Origin of the sequence: Paraniabella hibiscisoli (assembly GCF_022512515.1) — a bacterium.
Taxonomy (GTDB): Bacteria; Bacteroidota; Bacteroidia; order Chitinophagales; family Chitinophagaceae; genus Niabella; species Niabella hibiscisoli.
On sequence record NZ_JAKWBK010000001.1, the window covers coordinates 3207558 to 3230181 of the forward strand.

Here is a 22624-nt window from a genome sequence, read left to right on the forward strand (position 1 = left end):
TTCAGGTTGAAAAGAACGGGGACCTTACTGGTTTTGCTACTGGTAGTGTATACCGCTGCATTAGCGCAAAAGAATACTGCTGCGCCCAAACCTTTATATGATGACCCTATATATCACGGCGCTGCCGACCCGGTTATTATTTATAACAGGCAAAAGCAAAGCTGGTGGATGTTTTACACCAACCGGCGCGCTTCCATAAAAGATTCAACTGTACAATGGGTACATGGAACGCGGATTGGCATTGCCACAAGTAAAGACGGGAAAACATGGCATTACCTGGACACTGCGAATATAAATTACCGGCCCGATCCCGGATATACCCATTGGGCACCCGAAATTATTGAGCATAAAGGCACCTGGCATATGTACCTTACTTATGTTCCGGGTACCTTTAGCGACTGGTCGCATCCGCGGGTAATCGTACATCTTACCAGCACTGATTTGAAAAACTGGGATTATCAATCAGTATTAAAGCTGGTAAATGAAAAAGTTATCGATGCGTGCGTTTACAAAGTCAGTGATTTTCTTTGGCGTATGTGGTATAATAATGAAAAAGACGGCAAAAGCATTTATTATGCTGATAGCAAAGATCTGTTTCATTGGGAAGATAAGGGAAAGGCAATTGCCGCAAGAGGGGAAGGGCCGAAGGTCTTTTATTGGAAAAACCAGTATTTTATGATCATTGACGCCTGGAAAGGAATGGAAGTCTTTTCCTCCAACGATCTGTTGAACTGGAAAAAACAGGCTTCGCGTATATTAGAGCATCCGGGAAGGGGTAAAGATGACCAGGCTATAGGGGGACATTGCGATGTGGTGGTAAATGGTGATAAAGCCTATGTATATTATTTCACGCATCCTGGCCGGAGAAAAGATCTGCCGGCAGAAAAAGGAAGCTTTGATGATAAGAGAAGTGTGATACAGGTAGCAGCATTAAAATACAGGAACGGAGAAGTGACCTGCGACAGAGATGAACCGGTTATTGTTCAATTAAAACCTTTAAAAACTAAGAAGTGAAAATAAAAATAATGAAGATAAAGCTCTTATTGCTGTGGAGTGTGATGGCACTGGTAGGCAGGCTAAATGCTCAGTCGCCCGTATATATGTTTAGCTATTTTAAAAATAACGGGCAAGATGGTTTACACCTGGCTTATAGCAAGGATGGTTATAAATGGGAGGCTTTGAATAAAGATGAATCCTTCTTGAAACCAACGGCAGGTAAAGATAAGCTGATGCGTGATCCTTGCATCATAAGGGGAGCTGACGGTTTGTTTCATATGGTATGGACGGTTAGTTGGAATGAGAAGGGGATCGGTTATGCCTCGTCAAAAGACCTGGTGAACTGGAGCGAACAACGGTATATACCTCTAATGGAAGATGTGAATGCTTTAAACTGCTGGGCGCCGGAGATCAGTTACGATGAAAAGAAAAAACAGTACATGATCTACTGGGCAACAACCATACCTGGTAAGTATCCCCAAACAGACTCTTCGGGCGACGGCAAATATAATCACCGGATGTATTATGTTTTTACAAAAGATTTTAAAACGTTTACCAAAGCAGAAGTTTTATACGATAAGGGATTTACAGTAATCGATGCCACTATTCAGCAGAACAAGGGCCAGTATATCATGTTTCTGAAAGATGAAACCAAACTACCCGTAGCAGAAAAGAATATTAAAATAGCAACCAGTAAAAATATTCATAAAAAGTTATTCTACGCCCTCTGTACCCATCACGGGCAACTATTGGGCAGAAGGACCAACCGTATTGATAAAAGGGAAAGAGTGGATTGTATATTTTGATAAGTATAGAGACCACCGGTATGGAGCGGTTTCTTCAACCGATTTGAAAAACTGGAAAGATATATCTGACCAGGTAAGCATGCCCAAAGGACTCCGGCATGGGACTGTTTTTACAATTACTCAAAAAGAGTTTGATAGCTGGTTTAAGAACAATCGGTAATCCGTTATAAAGATTATCTATAGCGTTATTATTAAAATTTATAAAATACAAAACGAGAATGAAAAAGTTAATTTATATACTGTTAGGCTGTTCCCTGGTATCGCTCTCTTTCGTAGCGTTCAGAGAGAAACCGGTATTGTATATTATTGGAGACTCAACCGTGAAAAACGGTAGTGGTAAAGGTAGTGATGCCCTTTGGGGATGGGGTAGTTTGATTGATAGCTATTTTGATTCGACTCGTATCAGTATTGAAAATAGGGCAATTGGAGGCAGGAGCAGTAGGACCTTTATTACAGAAGGCAGGTGGGATACTATTTTAAAAACCTTAAAAAAAGGAGATTATGTCTTGATGCAGTTTGGACACAACGACGCTGGTCCTTTGGATGATACATCAAGGGCTAGAGGTACCATTAAAGGTATCGGCACTGAGAGCAAGGATATTTATAATCCTATCAGGAAGATCAACGAAACGGTTTATACCTACGGGCATTATATGCGCCGGTACATTCGCGAAGCCAAAGAAAAAGGCGCTGTTCCTATAGTATGTTCACCGGTTCCAAGAAATAACTTCAAGGATGGTAAAACAAAACGTGGCGACCAGGATTATGGGCTTTGGTCTAAGCAGGTAGCAGCTGAAGAACATGCTTTGTTTATTGATCTGAATGCACTGATTGCTGATGCTTACGATACAATGGGAGCTGATGAGGTTGACAAATTTTTCCCGAAGGATCATACACACCCCAATAAGGAGGGCTCCACATTAAATGCAGCCAAAGTAGTTGAGGGCATTAAGGCATTAAATGATAGTGATCTTAAAAAGTACTTAAAACAGTAAGGCCGCAATGCTGATGATCCCAGTTAGGATTAATTTGAAGAAGGTGAATCTATGCAGACTTTGCCTGTTGTTCTCTTAGATGATCACAGCTATCTTTGATGGAACTTAATAGCTTATTTTATGAGAATAACTTTCTTACTCGTATTTGTGTGTATTTTTCGGCTGCAGTATGCCAAAAAGTGGATAAAAAGCTGGATGCCTTGATCAGAAAAGAAGTCGCCGGTTTTAATGGAGAAATTGGTGTTTATGTGCATCACCTGAAAAGGAATAAAGAAGTAGCTATTAATGCAGATACTGTTTTCCCAACCGCAAGTATTGTAAAAGTGCCGATTTTAGCAGGAGTGTTTGATAAAATATCAAAAGGAGCATTAAAGCTATCGCAGGAGTTTGTTTACGACACTTCCCGTCTTTACGGCGGTTCTGGACTGATGCAGTTTTATAAGGATAGTGCTACAACCGACCTGTCTACTATGATCTCATTGATGCTGACTTATAGCGATAATATTACTTCGATTTGGTTGCAGCAATTGAGCGGAGGCGGTATCGCTATTAATAAAGTGATGGATGACCTGGGATTAAAAAATACTAAAGTGAACTCCCGCACCGAGGGGCGTCTTGATATCTGGAAGAAGTATGGCTGGGGGCAGACAACTCCCGGGAAATGTCAAAGCTGTTTCAACTGATCCGGGATGGAAAAGTGATTGATGCCCGTTATTCGGACAAGATGTACAGATACCTGAAAAATCAGTTTTACAATGGAAGATCCCTATCCCAGTTTCCTTCAACGGTCAATGCGATCTCCAAAACCGGATCGGTGAATGAGGCGCGTGGGGAAGTGGTATTAGTTAATGCACCTGGCGGGGATATTGTTTTTTGTGTGCTCACGAAAAATAATAAGGATCAAAGCTGGACAAATTCCAACGAGGCTGAAGTGCTTACGAGAAAGATAGCTGCTTTGATCTGGAACCATTATGAACCTAAACACGCGTTTAAAAGCTATTCCCCTATAGATTGAGTTAAACCGGCGACGGGGTTAGAGCAGCGTTCAGATCTGACCGCACTTTTGTGCGTTATTAAAATGTTTATAGTATTAAATTTAGTGTGTTTATGAAATGTATCAGGACCTTGTTCTTGGCGTTGTTTTGTATACCTGTTTTAGTAAGTAACGGGCAGGTTCGGTCTGTACAGGTTCTTACTGAGGGATGGAAGTTCTCCCGCTTGAAGCAGGATGGGATTTTGGGCCTCTCATTTAATGACAAAAACTGGCAAACGGTATCTGTACCACACGACTGGGCTATATATGGTCCCTTTGATAAAGAGATTGATAAGCAGGTAGTAGCCATAGAACAGAACGGAGAAAAAGTGGCAACCGAGAAAACAGGCCGTACCGGCTCACTGCCGTATATAGGCGAAGGCTGGTATAGGAAGGAATTTGAGTTGCCGGATTTTAATGCTGGTAAGAAGGTTATCCTGCTATTTGAAGGCGCTATGAGCGAACCGCAGGTGTATATTAATGGAACTAAGGTAGGTGAATGGAATTACGGTTATAGTTATTTTTATTTTGATATAACCAACCAGGTGCGACCCGGGTATAAAAACCTACTTTCTGTTCACTTGAACAATAAAGGCGAATCCTCACGTTGGTATCCGGGCGCGGGTTTGTACAGGAAAGTTTCTGTCATCGTTAAAAATGAAGAAAGCATTGATCAATGGGGTACCTATATTACCACGCCTTCAGTGACAGCCGGTGAGGCAAAGGTTAAAATCAAAACCAGGGCATCGGCTCCCAATAGTTTTTTGGTAACTGATATTATAGATGATCAGGGGAAACGCGTAGCCAGCGACACGATCCGGAAAAATTTTAATAATGAGTTTGAGCAGGATATTGCTGTTATGCAGCCTCGTTTTTGGAGCCCCGAAACACCTGTGCTATACCGAGCCATATCGAGGTTATATACAGGCAACGAGCTGAAAGATGAAGTAAGTACTGTTTTTGGTATCCGCACCATCAGCTATACTGCGGATAAAGGTTTCCAGTTAAATGGAGTTACAAGAAAGTTTAAGGGGTTTGTCTGCATCACGATCTCGGGCCTTTGGGAGCGGCAGTAAATAAGGCTGCGCTCAGGAGACAACTTCAGATCTTAAAGGATATGGGCTGTGATGCGATACGAAGCTCGCATAATATGCCGTCTCTGGAACAGCTCGAACTTTGCGATGAAATGGGCTTCATGTTCCTGGCCGAAAGCTTTGATGAGTGGGCCCGCCCCAAAGTAAAGAATGGTTACCATCTTTATTTTGAAAAGGACATGGAGCAGGATGTGGCGAACCTGGTGCAGGCAACGCGCAATCATCCAAGTATTGTTATGTGGAGTGCCGGCAATGAAGTTCCTGATCAGTATGGGTTTGAAGGTGCTAAAAGAGCTAAACGTATACAGGATATTTTTCACAGGGAAGATCCTACACGACCGGTAACAGTGGGTATGGATCAGGTGCAGAATGCTATGAAGTTTGGATTTGGTGCAGTGTTGGATATTCCCGGCTTAAACTACCGGCTTAAATTATATGAAGAGGCTTATAGAACCTTTCCCCAGGGTTTCTTATTAGGTTCGGAAACAGCGTCTACGGTGAGTTCGCGGGGAGTGTATAAGTTCCCGGTTATAAAAGCAGCTCAGAAGCAATATGAGGATCATCAGTCCTCTTCCTACGACCTGGAATATTGTAGCTGGTCGAACCTGCCTGATGATGATTTTGTAATGCAGGACGATAAGCCATGGGTGATCGGAGAGTTTGTATGGACTGGTTTTGATTATTTGGGAGAGCCTACACCTTATGATGATAAGTGGCCTGCACGTAGTTCCTATTTCGGTATCAACGATTTGGCCGGTCTGCCCAAAGATCGATATTATCTATACCGTAGCCGCTGGAACACCCAGTCTCCTACATTGCATATATTACCCCATTGGAACTGGTCTGCAGGAAATCCTTCTGAGAAGGGCAGAGAGGGGGAAGTGACGCCGGTATTTGTATATACCAGTTACGATAGCGCTGAATTGTTTTTGAATGGTAAGAGCATGGGTATTCAAAGGAAGCATAGCGCTACACCACAAAACCGCTACCGGTTAATGTGGAATGATATAAAGTATGAACCGGGAACCATAAAAGTGGTGGCATTCAGTAAAGACGGAAAGCGGCTGCAGAGCATACAATAGCTACCGCAGCAAAGCCACATCATTTGAAGCTGGAGGCTGACAGAACAAATATAAAGGCAGATGGAGAGGATATTAGCTTTGTCACCGTTTCGATAGTTGATAAAAACGGGAATCTTTGCCCGGTTTCGGATCAGTCGCTTCAGTTTTCAGTAAAAGGCAATGGTGTTTTTAAAGCCGCTTGCAATGGAGACGCCACATCCTTAGAACCTTTTCATTTACCCACAATGAAAACTTTCGGAGGCAAGCTGGTAGTATTGGTGCAGGCTCTGAAAACAGCTGGAGCCATTGAATTAATGGTGAACGGTAAAGGCTTAAAGGGTGGACAACTTTCTTTAAAAACAGTTAATTTATAATGAACGATCGCCCTCTAGTATATAGTAAGCAATAAAGCGGGTTATATTTGTTTTGTTAGTATTTTAGTTGATCCCTTAATCTGGTAGTTATGTTCAGGAAAATCATTTCTTTTGTTTTTATTGCTATGTTTTTATCGATAGCCGGCTACTCACAGAATTTCAGCAAAACCATGAGTCAGCAAAAAGCTACAATTAAAGCAGCCTATAAAAAACATAAAATAACGCAGAAGGAATACAATAAATTGATGGACGAACAGCAGGTGATTTATAATACTATCGAAAAATATAAGGGCGATGGCTATCTTTCCTCTGATGAAAAGAATAAAATAGCTTCAAAACAGCAACGCGCCGCGAATCGCATTCGGAAATACCAGACTAATAACGAGCGTTATTGATTGGAGCTCCATAAGGAGCTTGTTTGAGGGAGTATTAATATAAATGTTGTTCCAATACCGTTCAAACCCGGCTTATGCGTAAGTGATGCTATTACACCATCTTTCTTTTGTAAGGTTTGTACGCGCTTTTGCAGGATGTACAAGGCATGACCTTCTTTTAAAATATCTCCTGTAATACCCGAACCATTATCGCTTATTTGTATTTGAATACAGTCTTTACCCGATATTATTTCCGGAGTTATGTTTACTGTGATCTCTCCTGGGCACCCATATTTTTCACCCCGTGTTCAATTGCGTTCTCAATAATAGGTTGCAACATCATTGCGGGAATTGATGTGTTTTCGGGGTCAATGGCGGGGTGAATATTAAGGTCGAAAGAGAAAGGAGGGGAAAATCGAATTTGTTGAATAGCAACATATTTTTTAAGAAACTCCAACTCCTTTTTCAAACTGGTTTCCATTTGATCAGAATTTTTAAGAATATCACGCATCAGGCTGCTGAAGCGATCCAGGTATTCCAGCGATTCTATTTTCTCATTCTTGAGGATATGTGATTGCAAGGGAGTTAGCGCATTAAATATAAAATGTGGGTTGAGTTGAGTGAAGAATGCCTGGGACTGCAGTTGCAGCGTTGCATACTTTTCCTTTAACCTTTTTTCTTTTTCTTTGACAATATAACGGGTTGTTACTCTTATAGTCAACCAAAGTATAGCGAGTATACTTATTGCCAACAGTAACCTGGCCCATACGGTCTGATACCAAAGGGGGTGATGTTGAGTGTATAGCTTAAGGTTTTGTCTATATTATTTTTGTCACTGGAAACATATACTTTTATCTTATAATTCCCCGGCTCAGGTGTACTAACGAAAAAGGCGTTATTGATGACCTGGCTACGTTCTGTAACTACATTTCCGTCTTTTTCTACCTGGTATGAAATCGAATAATTGTTAGACGAAAAATCAAGTAATTCAAGCAACATTTTTATTTGCTTCGCTTTAGTGTATTTCGTCTCGAAAATCTGCTTTGTATAACGCGCATTCCGGTCATCCAGCTTTTCAGGGTATAAATAAGCTTTAAATGATTTTTTCTCCCTGATGAAAACAAGCCGTTCATCTAAAACATAAATACCCTTATTTGTAGCCAACCAAACAGTGTCGTTTTCTACATCAAAGTGATGTATCAGTATGTCCTTGCCCAATAATTGAGTATTGAGGATATTCGTGATTTTACAGGTTTTTTGATCTATATAGACTAGGCCGCCCTTCGTAAGTAATTTGTAATATTTGTCACCATAATACTCAACTTGAATGCATTGATTATCTGGGAGTCCTGCTTTATCATCGATGTGAAAATATTGATCTCCCCGCTTAATGAAAAGGCCATTATCTGTACACGCAAGAATGTCTTTATTATAAACTCTTACTTTAGTGATACGATCTTTGATTTTTGTTGGTTGATCATTAAGATATAATCCATCGGCCCCACCTTTTGCAAACAGAGAATCGGATATAGGAAATATACTACTGAATTTTCTAGGTTCTCTGTGTCCCCAGGCAAAATTCAATGTTTTTGAGAATTTGATGTAAGCACCCGGAGCAGTTAAATAAATACCATCCTCGTAAAAAAATGATCTTTAAAATGGAATTGCAATGCCAAATCTAAGTTTTGAGGTAGTGCTTGTTTATAAATACTCCTGGTTCCAAATATAAGGATCTTCTTTTTATAGCTGCAAAACAACGCAACAGGATTGAAATTAATGGTAGTATCTCCTACCCATCTTTTATAAAAAGACCCATTTTTAAGCTGATCTACTATTAATTGATTATACCCTATATCTAAGTTCTTGTCTTTATATCTTAAATACCATATATCTTCTGTATGAAGTTGTTGGTTATAGGAAAACTTTTGTATTTGCTTTCCAGCTCTGGGTAATATAAATACACCATTGTTTAATGTCGAAACCCAGATATTGCCCCTGCTATCTTTTAGTATATCGCCTACTTCAACTTTGGGTAATATGGTTTGAGGGACGTTGTTTTTAGAATTGTTACTATAATTGTTGTACCTGATTAACCCACCTGATTGCAAAAAGCCAACATATAAATTGTCCCCTTCCTTTAAATAAGAAGATACTATCTGTAATTTTTTATTTTCTTTACCGGCAGAAAAAAGACTTTTAATTTATTATTGTATATATCATATATTTCGTTTTTTGCATATATTTTGTCTTTCCAGAATTTTTTCCATCCGTCGTTCAATCTTAAGTCTATCTGAGCCAGATCTTTATGTAGAAGGTACCTTAAAAAATACACGTTGGTGCTTATCAACGCCAGTTTATTATTTCGCTCAGCATCTATAATTATAAAAGCACCTTCGGCTTTTGATAGATACAGTAGATTGTCAACAGTATTCATTATCATAAAAGGAGTTGCTTCATTGGTAACGGATTTGGGTAGCGGTATCTCTTTTACAACTAATGTTAACATATCTATTGCATATAGTTGGCCTGCATAGGAGCTGGCGTAGACTATATTCTTATACCTGCAAAAATTTACTATTTCCTGTTCGCTCCCCGGTATCTTTATAGACTCGAATGTTTTACCGTTAAAAACCAAAATACCCTTGTTGCTCATCAGCCAGATGAAGCCGTAAGGGTCTTCAAGCAACCGATATACTGTATTGGTTCCAAGTACAGTCGCATCGTATTGATAATAGTTAGGCTTAAATGATCCTTGTGCAATGGAAAGCTGCCAGGCTGCCAGCAGGAACATCCCACTAAGAAGGAGATGGCGTAAATGATTGTATAATAGCTCAGCTTGATGCATTATATCAGTTCGAGTCTTTCTTTCAGCAAATCAAAATAGGTACAGGGTATGGATTGTCCGTTTGCAAAGAGAACTTCGCTGCCCTTATTGCTTCTGTCAATTGATTTGATATGCGCAAGGTTTGCAATAAAAGATTTATGAATACGGAGAAATGTTTTTACTGAAATTAAATCATCTTCTAACTGCTTCAACAGTTTAGAAGTGACAATTTCGCCACCATTGATCAGCACCAGGCGGACATAATTTCCTAGTGCCTGAATATATAACAGATCTTCTGAGTTGACAATTTCAGCCCCCGTTCTGGTGCTGATATAAAGCCGCTTACTGTTTCTTTTTCCACAGCGATTGCATTCTTCAGGTCTTCGATCTCGGATCTGATCCATCCAGCGCCTTTGCGCGTTACTTTTTCTACTGCTTTTTGCAATCTGAGCCCGGATACTGGTTTTAGCAAATAATCAGTGGCTGCATAGTCAAAAGCTCTTAGCGAATGTTGCTCGGATGCTGTGACAAAAATAACAGCAGTGGATTTATTCACCAAAACGTCCAAAAGGTCAAATCCTGTTTCTTTACCAAGGCTTACATCTAAAAAAACAATATCGGGAGTTGTTGTTTGTAGTACATCTAACCCCGCTTTGTATGAATCGAGCATATATGTAACACGAACCTCTGGACAAAAGATGGCCAACAGGCCCTTTAAACTTTCTCTTGCTGTTGCCTCATCATCAATAATTATGGCGTCCATAAATTTTTTGTTTTAGATAATACCAATTTAAATATAGTACCAATACCGTCTTCACCGAGATGATGTTTGAGGAAAGCTACCACACTTTCCTTTTTCTCTAAGGTTTGCATCCTCTTTTGCAAAATGTATAATGCATGACCTTCTTTTAGAACATCCTGAGTGACACCGGCGCCATTATCTGTTATTTTTATTTGAATACCTTCTTTACCGCTAATGATTATTGTACTAATATCAACTTTAATCATGCCCTGGGCTCCTTTATTTTTTACACCGTGCTCAATCGCATTTTCGATGATGGGTTGTAGCATCATGGCCGGTATATGCGTATTATCCTGCTCGATTTCGGGATCAATATTGAGCTTAAAGACAAACGAGGGAGTAAACCGTGTTTGTTGAATGCCGACATATTTTTTATAAACTCCAGCTCTTTTTTAGACTGGTTTCTGTTTGATCTGAGTTTTTTAAAATATCGCGCATCAAGCTGCTAAAACTATCAAGGTATTCCAGCGATTCTATTTTTTCATTCTTTAAGATATGGGATTGCAAAGGGGTTAATGCATTGAAAATAAAATGAGGGTTCAGTTGGGTGAAAAATGCTTGAGACTGTAATTGAAGTACGGCGTATTGCTCTTTCAGCCGTTTTTCTTTTTATTTATAATATAACGTATCACTAGTCTAACGATAAACCACAAAATGACTATTGTAGTAACGATGAAGATGACCCTTGCTAATAAGGTTTGGTACCAAAGAGGGGTTATGTTAAGCAAATAGGTGATGGTTTTGTCGATATGAAGCTCGTCAGTGCCAACAAATAGTGTAATGGTGTAATTGCCTGGCCCGTTTGTATTAACGAAGAATGATTGATCAGTAGCTGGCTTCAGTCCTGTTGTTATTTTTCCGTCTTTTTCTACCTTGTAAGCTATGTAGTATGGTTTGGGTGAAAAATCAAGCACATCTATAATCATTTTGACCAGGTTTTCTTTATCATATTGCAGTTTTGATGAGTGTTGTGTATACCGCTCAATGCGATTAGATAATTGTTCCGGATATAAATAAGCTGTAGTGTTATTCTTCTTTTTATGTAGAAGTAGTTTTTCATCTATAACGAAAATGCCTTTGTTGGTAGCCAGCCAAACAGAATCCTTCTCTACATCAAAATGGTGTATAATCACATCGCGCCCCAGTAATTGCGCATCGATTGTGCCTGCAATCTTGCAGGTTCCTGTATCAATGTAAGCGAGTCCTTTTTGGGTTAATAGTTTATAGAACTTATCACCTGAGTAGTCAATTTGCACACATTGATTGCCAGGCAGACCTCGTTTTTCATTTATATGAAAATACTTTTCTTCTCTTTTAATATAAAGACCGTTATCGGTACATGCCAGAATGTCTTTGTTATAAGCTCTTACCTTGGTAACCCGTTCTGTAATGCGGGTTGGATTGTCATTTAGATACAAGCCGGTGGTACTTCCTTTTACATAACCAGCCCCTGGAAATGCAAATATTGTATTGAACTTTATATCAATAGAACTTGTGCACACGGGAGTCACCAAAAAAGCATCAAGCTTCTTTGTAAACTTTTAAGGACACCGGGATTAGTTGCGTAAATTTCATCGTTCTGTATATATATGTCTTTATAAGGCGTTTGTTTCTTATTAAGTTTATTGCCAATAATACGAGTGCTCCTGCTGCCAAAAAGTATAGCACTATTATGGTGATTATAGAATAGGTTTACCGGATTAAAAGTTGTCTTGGTATCTGCTGCCCATCGTTTATGGAACTGCTTATTCTTGAATTGGTCAACTATCAGTTGTCTATATCCTATATCAAGTGTGTTGCTTTTATATTTTATATACCAGGTATCCTCAGAATAGAGTTTAGACGGAGTGGATAATCTTCGTATTTTTTTTGTTCACTAAAAAAAGAAATACCCCATGGTGTAGTGTCGAAACCCAGATATTTCCTCTTGAGTCTTTTAGTATGTCTCCAACTTCTACATCAGGCAGTAAGGTTTCTGCCGGGTTCATAACTGAACGAGCGTTATAACTATTATACTTTACTAATCCTCCGGATTCCAGGAAACCAACATACAACTCTGAGCCATCCTCCAGATAAGATGATACCGTTTTTAGTTTTTCGTTCTCCCTCCCGGTTGTGTAGAAAATGTCTAGTTTTTTATTGTGAACTCTGTAGATATTTCCCCTTATAAAAAGCTTATCATTTAAAACTTTCACCCATATTCCTAGATGACGGAAATCGGGTGTGGACAAATCTCCGTGTATTAAGTATCTAAAAGAATAGTCACTATTGCTGATTAATATGGGTTTATTATTTTTCTTTAGATCCAGAATTATAAAGGCACCCTGGGCTCTTGATAAATATAATTTTTCATCAATCACATTCATGATTACAAATACTGTCGCTTCACTAGCTGCCGGTTTGGGTAAAGCTATTTCCAGAACCGATAGCGTGAACATGTCAATTTCATACAATTTTCCTGCGTAAGAGCTCGCATACACCTTATTTTTATACCTGCATATATTAACGATCTCCTGGTCGCTACCCGGGATTTTAACAGTTTCAAAAAATTTGCCGTTAAAAATTAAAATGCCTTTGTCACTGACTAACCAAATAAAGCCGTAAGGATCTTCCAGTAACCGGTATATCGTATTTGTGCCAAGTACGGATGCATCGTATTGATAATAGTTGGGTTTAAATGACCATTGCCCAAATGTTTTTAATAGCGTACAGCAGCATAGGCATCCTATAAGAACAAAGAGTCTAAAAAATATAATCCGCCAGATGAATACATAGTCATTCAGTCAACATCGATTAGCACTTAGCAATCATGTCTAATTTTCACCGTTGAGTGAATTAGCAATATAATGCATAGTTTTTATAAAGAGTAATAATTAGATTTTTTTTGAATAACCTTGTCAGTCAAACAGGCTACTTCACGAAATAAAATGCTTGTTTTACACAATTGGTTGAAAAAATGCGCCGGATCATTCTATTTTGCAGCAGATTTTGGTTTTAACAAGATTACTAATTATACTCAAGCTGAGGATCAAGTTCCTCTTAAACCAGAACTAACTGCTTATAAAATCATCTAACATACCCTGTTAGATGATTTATTTAAAGCATGATCTATGCTGACACCAGAACTGTTATGCATCTCATCGTTAAAACATGGATGTCCGGCCGTTGCTAATAAATGGAATATGAATGTTTTGGATAGGGTATTTTTAATAGAACCAGACAGTTGGTTTGCTAAGTTACTGTTGTCGCAGGGGGTAGTGTCTTTTGGCGGCTAAAATTACTTCCATGCTATGGTGCACTTACCTATGGCGTAGAAATTTTTGCCGTTCACTTTGGTCATTGCCGTATAAACTACGGTATAAGTACCATCGTTTTCGGGTATGGCACAGAGGGGAGTCCGGGTGTAATGATCGCCGGGTTCTGCCCATGTTTTCCCTTTCGATTGTATTTTAATCCTCGTTTCTTTTCCCCAATTGATGCCATCGGGTGAAAGGCTGTAACCAATTTCCTGGTCGCCAAAGGAGTCAAATATCATTAGGTAAGAGCTGTCTTTTAATTGATATACAATCTCGTTTTCCATAAATACTCCTGCAACCTGTATTGGGTTAAAGCCTTCCGGCATCCTTTTCCAGGGACCATTTAGTTTTTGGGCGAAGGCCATTCCTGTTGGCCAACCACCTTTGGGTGTGTGATAATGCCCGTCATACATCGCATACCAGGTATTACCGGCTTTATACGGGAAAAAGAGGCCACGGCTTGCTGGCCTTCCCAAGCCTGTGATTCGACATCGGGTTCGAGCATAATACCCATATCAGCGTAAGGTCCGGCAATGCCATTTTTTCCTTTTACTACCGACATTGCCCGCCATATTCTTCCCTGGTAATCGTTACCGGTAATTTCTCCTTTTGTACTGTCTCCTCCACGATAAGCTACATAAAATATATTCCAGGCATTTTCTTCTTCGTTAAATATTACCGAATTAACCCATACTTCCGCTCGAGGATTTGTATGGGTTCTGCCGGGAATACTGGGTACAATGGTTGCCTGCCGTTTCCAGTTTACAGCATCATTGCTGGTCCAGTGAGCAATGCGCAGGTCACGGTGTGGTCTCTCAAACATCTCGTTAACGAACATATGATAAACATTGTCCAGCTTAACTACCTGCCCGGTTTCGAAACCAGATCGATTATTGGTGATCAGCACATCGGGGTGTGAGGCTCCGATAACCGGACCATTGTGTTCCGAGACCATTTTTAAGGTTTTACCTTTTGCATCCTGTGCAAGGGCCGGGAGGGGACAAAGGATAGAATTAAGATAACATATAAACAGGATAAGCAATTGTTCTTCATGCTATGTTATTTAGAAGGAGATGGATTTGAATTGGTTTTTTGCCAGGTATTTTTGCTCCAACCTGTCGGCTGTGAGGGAGAACTGTTTTTGAACCGGATTTTTCCAGACAAAGGCCCCTCAACTTTTACCTGCAGGGTGTTGGAAGGACTCTTGATTGTTAACTTGTTGAACAATATGTTACGACAATCTAAGAGGTCTACAAGAGGTTGCTGAACAGAGAGCAGGGCATTGCTAATGGTTAAACCGTCTATATCCGTCGCTGTAATTAGGTTTTCTGTATTAGATCGTATGTTTCGTATTGCAACATTGGCCAACGGACTTTCGGGTATAGCTGTTGCTTTTATAAACTGTGTAGTATTTTCTATAATGATATTTTCGGCTTTAATATTTCTAAATACCGGTGTTAGCGCGTCTTTAGCGCGTGGCGGATAGCGTGAAGCTGCGGTTCCAACATGGGTGGCGCTCCCCAGCATGTCCCATTCAAAAGCGTAGCGGGACCCACTGATCCTGATTCTTTCATAGAATAGGTTCTCTCCGCCACCACCACGGGGTCTGCGTGTGTTTTAAACCGGATAGCTGACCGCGCTTTTTCGAACACGCAATCATGAACATATAAGTTGCGGATCATGGATGCTGTTTCACTGCCACAGGTAATACCGCCATGGCCCTCCAGCACCAACCCGTTTCTCACCACTACATTTTCGGTGGGCTTGTTTACCCGTAAACCGTCATACCCGCGACCTGCTTTGATGGTAAACGCATCATCGCCAGTGCTCATGGTACAATATTCTATTAATACATTTTTCGAAGATTCTATGTCGATGCCATCGCCCCTGGGAATACCTACCGAATGAACAGTGATACCTCTTATGATAACGCTGTCGCAGTAAACCGGTACAACATTCCAGAAAGCGGTATTCTCCAGCGATATGCCCTCAATTAATACATTGCTACAATTAATAGGGGAGATGAACATAGGAGGAAAGATAAAGTCGCCGTTATGACCTTCGTATACACGTTGTGCAACTGGTGTTGTATGGGCTACTACATTTTCAATCACGTCCTTGGTCATGATCTGCTTACGTACCGACCCTCCTTTGGCAGGTCCTATCAATTTTCCTTTTCCTGTTATAGCTATGTTGCGCTGACCGTTGGCATAAAGGCAGGCCCCCAGGGACATCACTTCAATACCTTCATTCCGGGTAAATACAGCAGGCCGGTAATCTTCTACTTCACCACTAAAATAGAGCTCGGCGCCCTCTGCGATTTCCAGGTTGATATTGCTTAAAAGAGTAATGCGCCCCGTATGCCATTTGCCTTTTGGAATAATTACTTTTCCACCCCTTGATCGCTTAACTGCTGTATGGTTTGTTGAATGATAGCTGTTACTTTAGAGCCTTCCTTTGCTCCGTTTTCAGTAATGCTAATACTACGTGATGGAAAAACAGGCCTTTTTAACTGTGGCATTTTAAAAGGAGCTTTAATAGGTGCAATATCTTTCGGAAGCGCCGCTGCACCCACCTGTTCTCTTAAAGGAATGCTGTCGTTTCTCAGATTTGATACTGCATTTACACTGGCATTTACAGATACCATTGGCAGCAGCAGAACTACCAAACCTAATAACCTATATAAACCAGGAATCATATCTTTTTATTTGACTAAGTTGGAAAGATACGGATGTATTCTACTTATTCAAACGTTTTTTCATGCCCGATTCTTTCCGGATTTCTTTCCTATATTCCCTGCGCTGAACCTTTTTTTAATTGCCTGTTTTTAATCGGGGCGTTGAAGTGTGAGGCTCATTAAACCGATAACCACTTCGTTCGTTAATGTTTTTAAAGTAAGCGTACTTAATGTTTTTTCTTTATTGAGGGGAATATCAAGCAGCGTGCCTGCGCCTCCGTCAATGCCCATATTGGTAAACCCTTTAATGGAACTGTAATGGCCATAATTTCTGGTTAGTTCTCCGGTTTTAAAGATCAACCGGTAAGGCTTAGGCCCGCTTTTAAAGGCAAAGCCGTCATCCATATAATCCTGTTCTATCGGCCACCAGTTCACCGGGTTAACCAGCTCCAGCGAGTCTTTGGAGCCATCTGTGTATTGAATATGAATAACGCCGTTGGCCATCTGGCTTTGCTGATGATTGGTAGTTCCCGCCATTAGTAAATAGGCATGTGAGGCGGAGCCGCTCAGGGAAACTTGCAGAGAGTCGGGGAAATTATCCCACCTGGAAGTGTAAGCAATGTTTTTATTGGTGCCTATTGTAAACGGAATTCGACCCAGGCTAAGCTGCTCTTTGTTTTTAATACCATCATCACTGATCTCCGGTTGTATTAATGGGTAACACCAGTTGCCAATGCCCTGCCAGGGGATCTGTAAAGTGGTGCCTGCAGCACGAGGCGAGAGGTATTGATGCTTAAAAGTGTTGACAACGTTATCATTCAGAATACCTGTGATATTGATTGCTTCATACTTTCCTGCACCTTTTACTTCCCAGTTGACAAAGTTGCTAATACTGGTCGAGCCATCTTCCCATTGAATAATGACTTTATTCGTTCCGGTTACAAGTAATGATTCTTTGATGGTGTAGTTTATTGTATTGCCTGAACCAACAGCAATAGCATCGGCATGACCATTGATCAGCATACGGCCTTTTTTATTGGAAGGACTGTGATTAACAATTTTTAATTGTGTCTTCGAACCTGATAGTGTTGATTTTATTGCTACTGCGGGGGCCACATTTATAATGACGGGTTGGATCCATACTGCCTGCCCTTGTTTTAGTGAAATCGATAAAGTATGGTTGCCGGTAGAAGCTCCAGCCAGCGTTAATGTCCGAGCTTTTCGCTCCATCGTTTTAAAGGCATTAGCTTCATCAGTAACAGATTGTATTTCCGCATTTGTGTAATGGAGCTGAAGTGGCGCTCCTTCAATCGCGTTATAATTATAAAGCGATTGCTCAATTAACTCGCCTTCCCATTCTACTTTGACGTTATATGTACCAGAAGGCGGGGCCGCTATTTCAATGGCCGGACAATGCAAAGCATTTGGAACCCGGTTGAAGGAAGCTTTTTTGCCATTTACCCAAACGTTTTTGATTCCATCTCTTCGTGCTGGTATCCTCAAATGGAGTCGCATCAATGTACTATATGACTGGCTTATATTATAACTGGATATATTGCCTTCTTCTTTGAAGTTGAAGGAGATATTGGGTAGGGAAAGTTCGGCGAATTTCCAATGAGATGGAAATCCCGGTTGTATATTCAATTGGTTGTTCAATGCATCGGGTACAATACCAAACAAACCTTCAGTAAGAGTTCGGGCAGCAACACCGATCGGATCTGCAAAGTCGCGGTAAAGCTCGCCTCTTACAGCATCATAAAAGGAAAGTTGCTGAAAACCACCTGGACTGGAGCTTAGGTACATGCTTTCAACAATACTATTTTTCCAGAGATTAAATGCGTTGTCGTTTTCGTGGGATTTCCAGTAGGCCCAGTGCGGTATGCAGGTTTTCTGCCAGCGCTACATTATTAATGCTCCAGGTATAAGGTTGCCAGTTGGTAGTAGCCAGTAAGAACATGTTGTTAAACGGAAGGTCTTTTGCTTTTACCGGTATATGCGGTATAGTCTTATCAATGTAACGCAACATTTGAAATTGCTGCTCTGCTGTAGCTGTCCCCTCATCAATAGCGTGGTAAATGGTCCAAAGTCCCGGAGTTGTATGAAGAAGCTGTAATCCTTGCAGATCTTTATATTCTGCAAATACCCCCTTGTCTTTTGCCCAAAGCTTTTGATTCATGGCAGCCAGGATCTTATCGGCTTCCTTTTGATAAGGTGCCGGATCTTCATTCAATAATTGGGCAAGCTTTGCAGCCACTTTATTAGCCCGGTAGTTGTAAGCAGAAGAATGGGTTACTCCACCACCGCTGTATTGCAGCGCATCGCTGGCCCATATACAAGCATAAGCATCATATAAACCATCACCATCCGCATCATAGTTTCTTTTCTCCCATTGCAGGTGCAGTTGTAAAGCAGTCCATATTTTCTTTACATAATTAAGGTCGCCTGTATATTGTAAATGGGTCAATAACTGGTCCATAAAAACCAGGTTCATATCATAGTGGTGGGGACGTATATCACCATTAGGATTACGGCAGATATATCCATTGCTAAACATAGCGGTTCCCATTTTTTCCAGTTGACGAGCAAAATGAAGGGCTGTGTCAGGTGTTACGGGGCCGGGCGCTATTTGGGTAACCTGTGATTTCAGGTAGCTATCGAAGTGAAGCCTGGCACGGTCATGCCAACCCAAAGCGTCTGCTGCATAAGCGCCCCGCCAGGCCGGAAGCCTCATGCGCCAGGCGATAGCGCCGTGCATATAGCTGGGTTCTTCCCAAATAGCATCGGCTGCAATCGCTAATGCACTACCCAGCGGATTAATATAATCATCTGGCGTATTTAGCTTCACTCTTTCCGATATTTTTTACGGGCAGCTTCGGCGCGGGCAAATAATACCGGTGTTTCATTGTAATTCCTTTTTTATCCTGGCTTTCAACAACCCAGTAATAAATATTGTTAGATGACGCTTTAACGGAAGCTGTTATTAATGGACTTTTGGAACGTGTGTCGGAAGCCATCAATGTAGCTGGATTTTCCTGACGGTTCGCATCAGCTGCTCTTAAAACAGCCTGTACGGGAAACAAGCCGCTTATTAGTTTAGGTTTGTCTTTAGCAGCTGTATCAAATTGTTTTTTGCCGTATTGGATCTCGTATCGCTCATCTTCGCTTAAAGGCTTAGTAAAACCATAATACAGCCGGAAGCTATTTTTTTGGACCTGGTATTGATTGTCCTTGCAATAAGCAGGTTGCAGGTAGAAAGATGATTCCGGATCTGCACCTATATCACCATCACGGCTGAACTTTTTACCGGTAGCACCACCATAAGCAAGCATTAGCGATAGTCCTGCCGGGGTATTATTTGACTTGGTTTGTATAATCATGCCATCTGCATCTGCCAACGCCAATACTGTCACAGTAAGTGTACCATTATTCAATAAGGGGTCTTTGATCTCGTAGATCATTGAACCTGGCCGGTAAATAGTTTTTATATGAGTGGCTTCGGTAATCCATTTGCTTTTACCGTTTATCATAAAGCCGATCTTACAATTGCCACCCATGCCAGGCATGTACATGGCAAACTCAGGCAGGTCGCCGGCCTCCACCCGAAACCCCGTATTGGTACCATACAATGCCCGGTTAAATTTCTTGGTACCACTATGTAAAACAAAATCTTTCCCTTCAGGCTTATAATGAAGTGTTCTTTCTTTGTTATGCCATGGCGCTGTGGGAGTTTGTGCTGGAAGGGTGTTGATACAATAAGTCAATAGTATCCCTGCAAGTAATGATAGTCTATATGGTAGTCTTAAACTCATGAATCAATTTTAAATATAAACGAGGAGGCTGTCATAAATTGACCACCCTGGCTGGCTGTAAATAAATAGGAGGGCTTGCCATCTTCGAGCAATAGTTGTGGACGCTCGAACCGGCCATAACGGGATAGGTGAGAAGGCGCAGGAGGTTGATTAATATACTTATCAGCTTCATAAAAAGCTATCTCAGGCTTGCTCCATTTTTTTCCATTGCGGGTATTCATAATAATACCATATTGATGGTTGTAGTAGCCCATATCCCTTGCCAGCATGTGAAAGCGGTTATTTTCATGCCATACAAAAGCGTCTTCCAACTGTGCGTTATTGCCTCTTGCTGAAAAATCAATAACCGGATTACCGGTATATTTTTGATAGGGACCTTCGGGTCGATCAGCAATGGCTAAACCATATTTCCGGTTACCTCTCACAGAGCCACTGGCCGATTCATAATCCTTGGTGTTCCAGGATTTATAATATAAAAGATATTGCTGGTTGTGATGAATGACAGAGGGATTGGTAGTGCAATGATCGTCCCAGCTACCCGCTTCGCCAGGTTGTAGTATGGGTGCATCCATTCGTTGCCAGGGTCCATATAAAGAATCAGACACTGCCAGACCAACCCGTTTGGTATTGGTTTTGCCATTGCCATTACCCATATAATAGAGGTAGTATTTTCCATTGAATGAAGTGATAAAAGGATTATGGCAGGTAGTGGCATCCCAGTGGCCCGGCCGTGGTTGCAATACAGTTCCCGTAACACTAAACTTTGATTCGGGATTATCCGCTACTGCATGAGCGATCTCACAACCATTGATCCAACCGCTCATTTTCTTTTTGGCATCCCATCTCGAAAAGAACACATGAATTTTACCATCGGGTCCTTTGATGGGTGTATTGCACCAAACGTAGTATCCCTCCAATTCCAAAGCTCTACCCACCGGCTTCAATTTTTTGGCAAAGTCGCTAACCGGTGGATTAGGATCCAGGAATCGGCCGGGAAGTATAGAAATACCCAAGCCCGTTAAACTACTTTGCTGTATGAAAGCTCTTCGTTTCATTATTGTCGTTTAATGTTGTGGCATTACTGTAGTCAGCCCGTTGATATAGACTTCGATATTGTAATAACCCGGATGAGTGCTACTCATCTTTAGCGCATCTGAAGAATTGTTAGGATTTAGTCCCATTTTCTTTTCTGCTTCGTCCGGAATACCGTCCTGGTCGCTATCTTTTAACGGTTTTGACCTTTCAAATTCACCCAGTCCGCCATTTGCTAATAGCAGATCGCTTTCTTTAAAAACAAGATTACCTTTTTTACCTTTTGACAAAACTTCTGATAATATCAGATTATCAACCTCATCTCTCGAAGGAAGAACAGCTCCGGCCTGCTGAATAACCTGCCCGAATGCTTCAGCTGCGCTAACTTCTTTTTTCTGAAAGGATAGGCAAACGCTTCTTTTGCAAAATTGGAATCGTTAAGGCCCGGATATCCTTTACTATCCCTGGATAGTACTAAACCATTTAAGCTCCCGTCTTTATTGCTGTCATAATAGTTCCCCGCTGCATAAAGATAAAAGGTTCCGGTTCCTCTTGATAATGGAGATTCCCTGGGTGGTGTGGCAGGGCCGGCTACAAAATAATTATTAATAATATTTACTTTAGATACGCCTGCTGAACCTCCCATAATATAGCCATCGCCTGAAACGGAGTGCCCGTAGTTGTTCCCCGCATTGCCCCAGTTATATACTACATTATTTACAAATTCGTTATAGCCTTTAACCTTAGGATTGCGCGTTTTATTACTGGCATATAAGCTTTTTAAGATGCTTACATGCCCATTCATGGTTTGAATCAATCCACCAGCGGAATGGTTATGGATATTTAGTCCCTGGCTTATGATACAATGCTGAAGCGTGATGCTATCGGGCTCAAAGCCCCTGCGGTCCCAGTTGATAGAAAATACTTCATCCTGTCCCCATGAAAAGGATACATGGTCAAAGATAATATGCTTGCCGTTGGCAATACCTGATGCATCGTCATTGCGGGTAGCTCCTGCGTCAGCGCCCAGCCTGATCCGTATATAGCGGATTATTGAATGGTCGGCACCGGTAAATGAAACCTTTCTGCCGTATAGCGTTATACCTTTACCAGGAGCAGTTTGTCCAGCTACCGTAGTATAAGGCGCCACCGTTATATTAGATTGGAGCTTTATTATTCCAGTAACAGCAAAAACAACAAATCTTCCAGGCTTACTTACGGCATCCCTGAAAGAACCCACGCCATTATCGTTTAAGTTAGTAACAATATATATAGATGGGCTGTTGTTACCTCTGGCGCCCTGAGCAAACTGGCCAAAGCCTTCGGCACCGGGAAATGCTTTTACCATATCAATGTTATTTATTTTATCACTGATCCGGGCACTTCCCGTTACACCCAGGAGCAAATGAACAGATAATAATACGATTATAAGTTTCATAACAGGCAAACAA

At 41.0% G+C, this 22624-nt stretch carries 29 protein-coding genes and 1 pseudogene; 8 read left to right on the forward strand and 22 right to left on the reverse strand.

Annotated features, from left to right (window positions below; all coding sequences use genetic code 11):
• Nucleotides 1-6 precede the first annotated feature (6 nt).
• The 8 genes and pseudogenes from MKP07_RS20000 (at nucleotide 7) to MKP07_RS20035 (ending at nucleotide 6754) form a co-directional block, all read left to right on the forward strand.
• Nucleotides 7-1014, forward strand: a complete 1008-nt coding sequence (locus tag MKP07_RS20000; RefSeq protein WP_240848752.1) for a family 43 glycosylhydrolase — start codon at nucleotides 7-9, stop codon at nucleotides 1012-1014.
• Nucleotides 1011-1802, forward strand: coding sequence for a glycoside hydrolase family 43 protein (locus MKP07_RS20005; RefSeq protein ID WP_240848753.1), 792 nt, complete (start codon nucleotides 1011-1013; stop codon nucleotides 1800-1802). Before MKP07_RS20000 ends, MKP07_RS20005 begins: the two co-directional genes overlap by 4 nt.
• A gap of 218 nt (nucleotides 1803-2020) precedes the next feature.
• Nucleotides 2021-2797: a rhamnogalacturonan acetylesterase gene (locus tag MKP07_RS20010; RefSeq protein WP_240848754.1), complete on the forward strand. Its 777-nt coding sequence runs from the start codon at nucleotides 2021-2023 to the stop codon at nucleotides 2795-2797.
• Nucleotides 2798-2895: 98 nt separating this feature from the next.
• Nucleotides 2896-3812 (forward strand): annotated as a pseudogene (locus tag MKP07_RS42785) (serine hydrolase).
• 92 nt (nucleotides 3813-3904) lie between these two features.
• Nucleotides 3905-4906 carry a sugar-binding domain-containing protein gene (locus tag MKP07_RS20020; RefSeq protein ID WP_240848755.1) on the forward strand — a complete coding sequence of 334 codons (1002 nt, stop codon included), beginning with the start codon at nucleotides 3905-3907 and terminating at the stop codon, nucleotides 4904-4906.
• Nucleotides 4891-6006: a DUF4982 domain-containing protein gene (locus tag MKP07_RS20025; protein ID WP_240848756.1), complete on the forward strand. Its 1116-nt coding sequence runs from the start codon at nucleotides 4891-4893 to the stop codon at nucleotides 6004-6006. The genes MKP07_RS20020 and MKP07_RS20025 overlap by 16 nt, the downstream gene beginning before the upstream one ends.
• A gap of 23 nt (nucleotides 6007-6029) precedes the next feature.
• Entirely contained in the window at nucleotides 6030-6359 is a 330-nt protein-coding gene (locus MKP07_RS20030; RefSeq protein ID WP_240848757.1) for a hypothetical protein, read from the forward strand.
• 89 nt (nucleotides 6360-6448) lie between these two features.
• Nucleotides 6449-6754, forward strand: a complete 306-nt coding sequence (locus tag MKP07_RS20035) for a hypothetical protein (RefSeq protein WP_240848758.1) — start codon at nucleotides 6449-6451, stop codon at nucleotides 6752-6754.
• Here the strand turns inward: MKP07_RS20035 and MKP07_RS42790 are convergent.
• From MKP07_RS42790 to MKP07_RS20140, 22 genes are all read right to left on the reverse strand, one after another.
• A complete protein-coding gene (locus tag MKP07_RS42790) occupies nucleotides 6748-7008 on the reverse strand; it encodes an ATP-binding protein (protein ID WP_394803679.1) in 261 nt (86 codons plus the stop codon). The two genes, MKP07_RS20035 and MKP07_RS42790, sit on opposite strands and share 7 nt — an antisense overlap.
• Nucleotides 6999-7484 carry a sensor histidine kinase gene (locus tag MKP07_RS20045; RefSeq protein WP_240848760.1) on the reverse strand — a complete coding sequence of 162 codons (486 nt, stop codon included), beginning with the start codon at nucleotides 7482-7484 and terminating at the stop codon, nucleotides 6999-7001. Before MKP07_RS20045 ends, MKP07_RS42790 begins: the two co-directional genes overlap by 10 nt.
• Nucleotides 7475-8317 (reverse strand): hypothetical protein, encoded by an 843-nt coding sequence (locus MKP07_RS20050; protein WP_240848761.1) that lies wholly within the window; start codon nucleotides 8315-8317, stop codon nucleotides 7475-7477. Before MKP07_RS20050 ends, MKP07_RS20045 begins: the two co-directional genes overlap by 10 nt.
• A 35-nt stretch (nucleotides 8318-8352) precedes the next feature.
• Nucleotides 8353-8841: a hypothetical protein gene (locus tag MKP07_RS20055; protein ID WP_240848762.1), complete on the reverse strand. Its 489-nt coding sequence runs from the start codon at nucleotides 8839-8841 to the stop codon at nucleotides 8353-8355.
• 44 nt (nucleotides 8842-8885) lie between these two features.
• Entirely contained in the window at nucleotides 8886-9578 is a 693-nt protein-coding gene (locus MKP07_RS20060) for a hypothetical protein (RefSeq protein ID WP_240848763.1), read from the reverse strand.
• On the reverse strand, nucleotides 9578-9808 hold the full coding sequence (locus MKP07_RS20065; protein WP_240848764.1) for a LytTR family DNA-binding domain-containing protein: 231 nt from the start codon (nucleotides 9806-9808) through the stop codon (nucleotides 9578-9580). Before MKP07_RS20065 ends, MKP07_RS20060 begins: the two co-directional genes overlap by 1 nt.
• A gap of 17 nt (nucleotides 9809-9825) precedes the next feature.
• Entirely contained in the window at nucleotides 9826-10320 is a 495-nt protein-coding gene (locus MKP07_RS20070; RefSeq protein ID WP_240848765.1) for a LytR/AlgR family response regulator transcription factor, read from the reverse strand.
• A complete protein-coding gene (locus tag MKP07_RS20075) occupies nucleotides 10308-10631 on the reverse strand; it encodes a sensor histidine kinase (protein WP_240848766.1) in 324 nt (107 codons plus the stop codon). Before MKP07_RS20075 ends, MKP07_RS20070 begins: the two co-directional genes overlap by 13 nt.
• Nucleotides 10632-10731: 100 nt before the next feature.
• The gene (locus tag MKP07_RS42795) at nucleotides 10732-10956 is read right to left on the reverse strand and encodes a histidine kinase (protein WP_394803680.1); all 225 of its coding nucleotides are present in this window, start codon (nucleotides 10954-10956) and stop codon (nucleotides 10732-10734) included.
• Nucleotides 10953-11873 (reverse strand): hypothetical protein, encoded by a 921-nt coding sequence (locus MKP07_RS20080; RefSeq protein WP_240848767.1) that lies wholly within the window; start codon nucleotides 11871-11873, stop codon nucleotides 10953-10955. Before MKP07_RS20080 ends, MKP07_RS42795 begins: the two co-directional genes overlap by 4 nt.
• Nucleotides 11874-12197: 324 nt before the next feature.
• Nucleotides 12198-12839, reverse strand: coding sequence for a two-component regulator propeller domain-containing protein (locus MKP07_RS41320; RefSeq protein WP_240848768.1), 642 nt, complete (start codon nucleotides 12837-12839; stop codon nucleotides 12198-12200).
• A 797-nt stretch (nucleotides 12840-13636) separates the two neighbouring features.
• Complete coding sequence (locus MKP07_RS20090; RefSeq protein WP_240848769.1) at nucleotides 13637-14020, reverse strand: hypothetical protein; 384 nt, start codon at nucleotides 14018-14020, stop codon at nucleotides 13637-13639.
• A complete protein-coding gene (locus tag MKP07_RS20095) occupies nucleotides 13999-14610 on the reverse strand; it encodes a hypothetical protein (protein WP_240848770.1) in 612 nt (203 codons plus the stop codon). Before MKP07_RS20095 ends, MKP07_RS20090 begins: the two co-directional genes overlap by 22 nt.
• A gap of 104 nt (nucleotides 14611-14714) precedes the next feature.
• Nucleotides 14715-15182, reverse strand: coding sequence for a hypothetical protein (locus tag MKP07_RS20100; protein WP_240848771.1), 468 nt, complete (start codon nucleotides 15180-15182; stop codon nucleotides 14715-14717).
• Complete coding sequence (locus MKP07_RS20105; protein WP_240850959.1) at nucleotides 15113-15889, reverse strand: glycoside hydrolase family 28 protein; 777 nt, start codon at nucleotides 15887-15889, stop codon at nucleotides 15113-15115. The genes MKP07_RS20100 and MKP07_RS20105 overlap by 70 nt, the downstream gene beginning before the upstream one ends.
• 149 nt (nucleotides 15890-16038) lie before the next feature.
• Nucleotides 16039-16353 (reverse strand): hypothetical protein, encoded by a 315-nt coding sequence (locus tag MKP07_RS20110; protein ID WP_240848772.1) that lies wholly within the window; start codon nucleotides 16351-16353, stop codon nucleotides 16039-16041.
• Nucleotides 16354-16482: 129 nt separating this feature from the next.
• Nucleotides 16483-18135: a hypothetical protein gene (locus MKP07_RS20115; protein ID WP_240848773.1), complete on the reverse strand. Its 1653-nt coding sequence runs from the start codon at nucleotides 18133-18135 to the stop codon at nucleotides 16483-16485.
• A gap of 28 nt (nucleotides 18136-18163) precedes the next feature.
• Nucleotides 18164-19177 (reverse strand): alpha-L-rhamnosidase-related protein, encoded by a 1014-nt coding sequence (locus tag MKP07_RS41325; protein ID WP_240848774.1) that lies wholly within the window; start codon nucleotides 19175-19177, stop codon nucleotides 18164-18166.
• A complete protein-coding gene (locus tag MKP07_RS20125; RefSeq protein ID WP_240848775.1) occupies nucleotides 19155-20141 on the reverse strand; it encodes a DUF4450 domain-containing protein in 987 nt (328 codons plus the stop codon). Before MKP07_RS20125 ends, MKP07_RS41325 begins: the two co-directional genes overlap by 23 nt.
• Entirely contained in the window at nucleotides 20138-21196 is a 1059-nt protein-coding gene (locus MKP07_RS20130) for a glycoside hydrolase family protein (protein WP_240848776.1), read from the reverse strand. Before MKP07_RS20130 ends, MKP07_RS20125 begins: the two co-directional genes overlap by 4 nt.
• A 9-nt stretch (nucleotides 21197-21205) precedes the next feature.
• Complete coding sequence (locus MKP07_RS20135) at nucleotides 21206-21463, reverse strand: hypothetical protein (protein ID WP_240848777.1); 258 nt, start codon at nucleotides 21461-21463, stop codon at nucleotides 21206-21208.
• A 14-nt stretch (nucleotides 21464-21477) separates the two neighbouring features.
• Nucleotides 21478-22611 (reverse strand): pectate lyase family protein, encoded by a 1134-nt coding sequence (locus MKP07_RS20140; protein ID WP_240848778.1) that lies wholly within the window; start codon nucleotides 22609-22611, stop codon nucleotides 21478-21480.
• Nucleotides 22612-22624: the final 13 nt, after the last annotated feature.

Bases quoted from the DNA above. Each gene is read 5' to 3' on its own strand.
- MKP07_RS20010 (WP_240848754.1), top strand. From the start codon at position 2,021: ATGAAAAAGTTAATTTATATACTGTTAGGCTGTTCCCTGGTATCGCTC.
- MKP07_RS20070 (WP_240848765.1), bottom strand. From the start codon at position 10,320: ATGGACGCCATAATTATTGATGATGAGGCAACAGCAAGAGAAAGTTTA.
- MKP07_RS20095 (WP_240848770.1), bottom strand. From the start codon at position 14,610: ATGGTCTCGGAACACAATGGTCCGGTTATCGGAGCCTCACACCCCGAT.
- MKP07_RS20130 (WP_240848776.1), bottom strand. From the start codon at position 21,196: ATGAAACGAAGAGCTTTCATACAGCAAAGTAGTTTAACGGGCTTGGGT.
- MKP07_RS20020 (WP_240848755.1), top strand. From the start codon at position 3,905: ATGAAATGTATCAGGACCTTGTTCTTGGCGTTGTTTTGTATACCTGTT.
- MKP07_RS20060 (WP_240848763.1), bottom strand. From the start codon at position 9,578: ATGCATCAAGCTGAGCTATTATACAATCATTTACGCCATCTCCTTCTT.
- MKP07_RS20075 (WP_240848766.1), bottom strand. From the start codon at position 10,631: ATGATGCTACAACCCATCATCGAAAATGCGATTGAGCACGGTGTAAAA.
- MKP07_RS20115 (WP_240848773.1), bottom strand. From the start codon at position 18,135: ATGTACCTAAGCTCCAGTCCAGGTGGTTTTCAGCAACTTTCCTTTTAT.
- MKP07_RS20100 (WP_240848771.1), bottom strand. From the start codon at position 15,182: ATGCTGGGGAGCGCCACCCATGTTGGAACCGCAGCTTCACGCTATCCG.
- MKP07_RS20140 (WP_240848778.1), bottom strand. From the start codon at position 22,611: ATGAAACTTATAATCGTATTATTATCTGTTCATTTGCTCCTGGGTGTA.
- MKP07_RS20110 (WP_240848772.1), bottom strand. From the start codon at position 16,353: ATGATTCCTGGTTTATATAGGTTATTAGGTTTGGTAGTTCTGCTGCTG.
- MKP07_RS20125 (WP_240848775.1), bottom strand. From the start codon at position 20,141: ATGAGTTTAAGACTACCATATAGACTATCATTACTTGCAGGGATACTA.
- MKP07_RS20035 (WP_240848758.1), top strand. From the start codon at position 6,449: ATGTTCAGGAAAATCATTTCTTTTGTTTTTATTGCTATGTTTTTATCG.
- MKP07_RS20090 (WP_240848769.1), bottom strand. From the start codon at position 14,020: ATGGCCTTCGCCCAAAAACTAAATGGTCCCTGGAAAAGGATGCCGGAA.
- MKP07_RS20105 (WP_240850959.1), bottom strand. From the start codon at position 15,889: ATGTCCCTGGGGGCCTGCCTTTATGCCAACGGTCAGCGCAACATAGCT.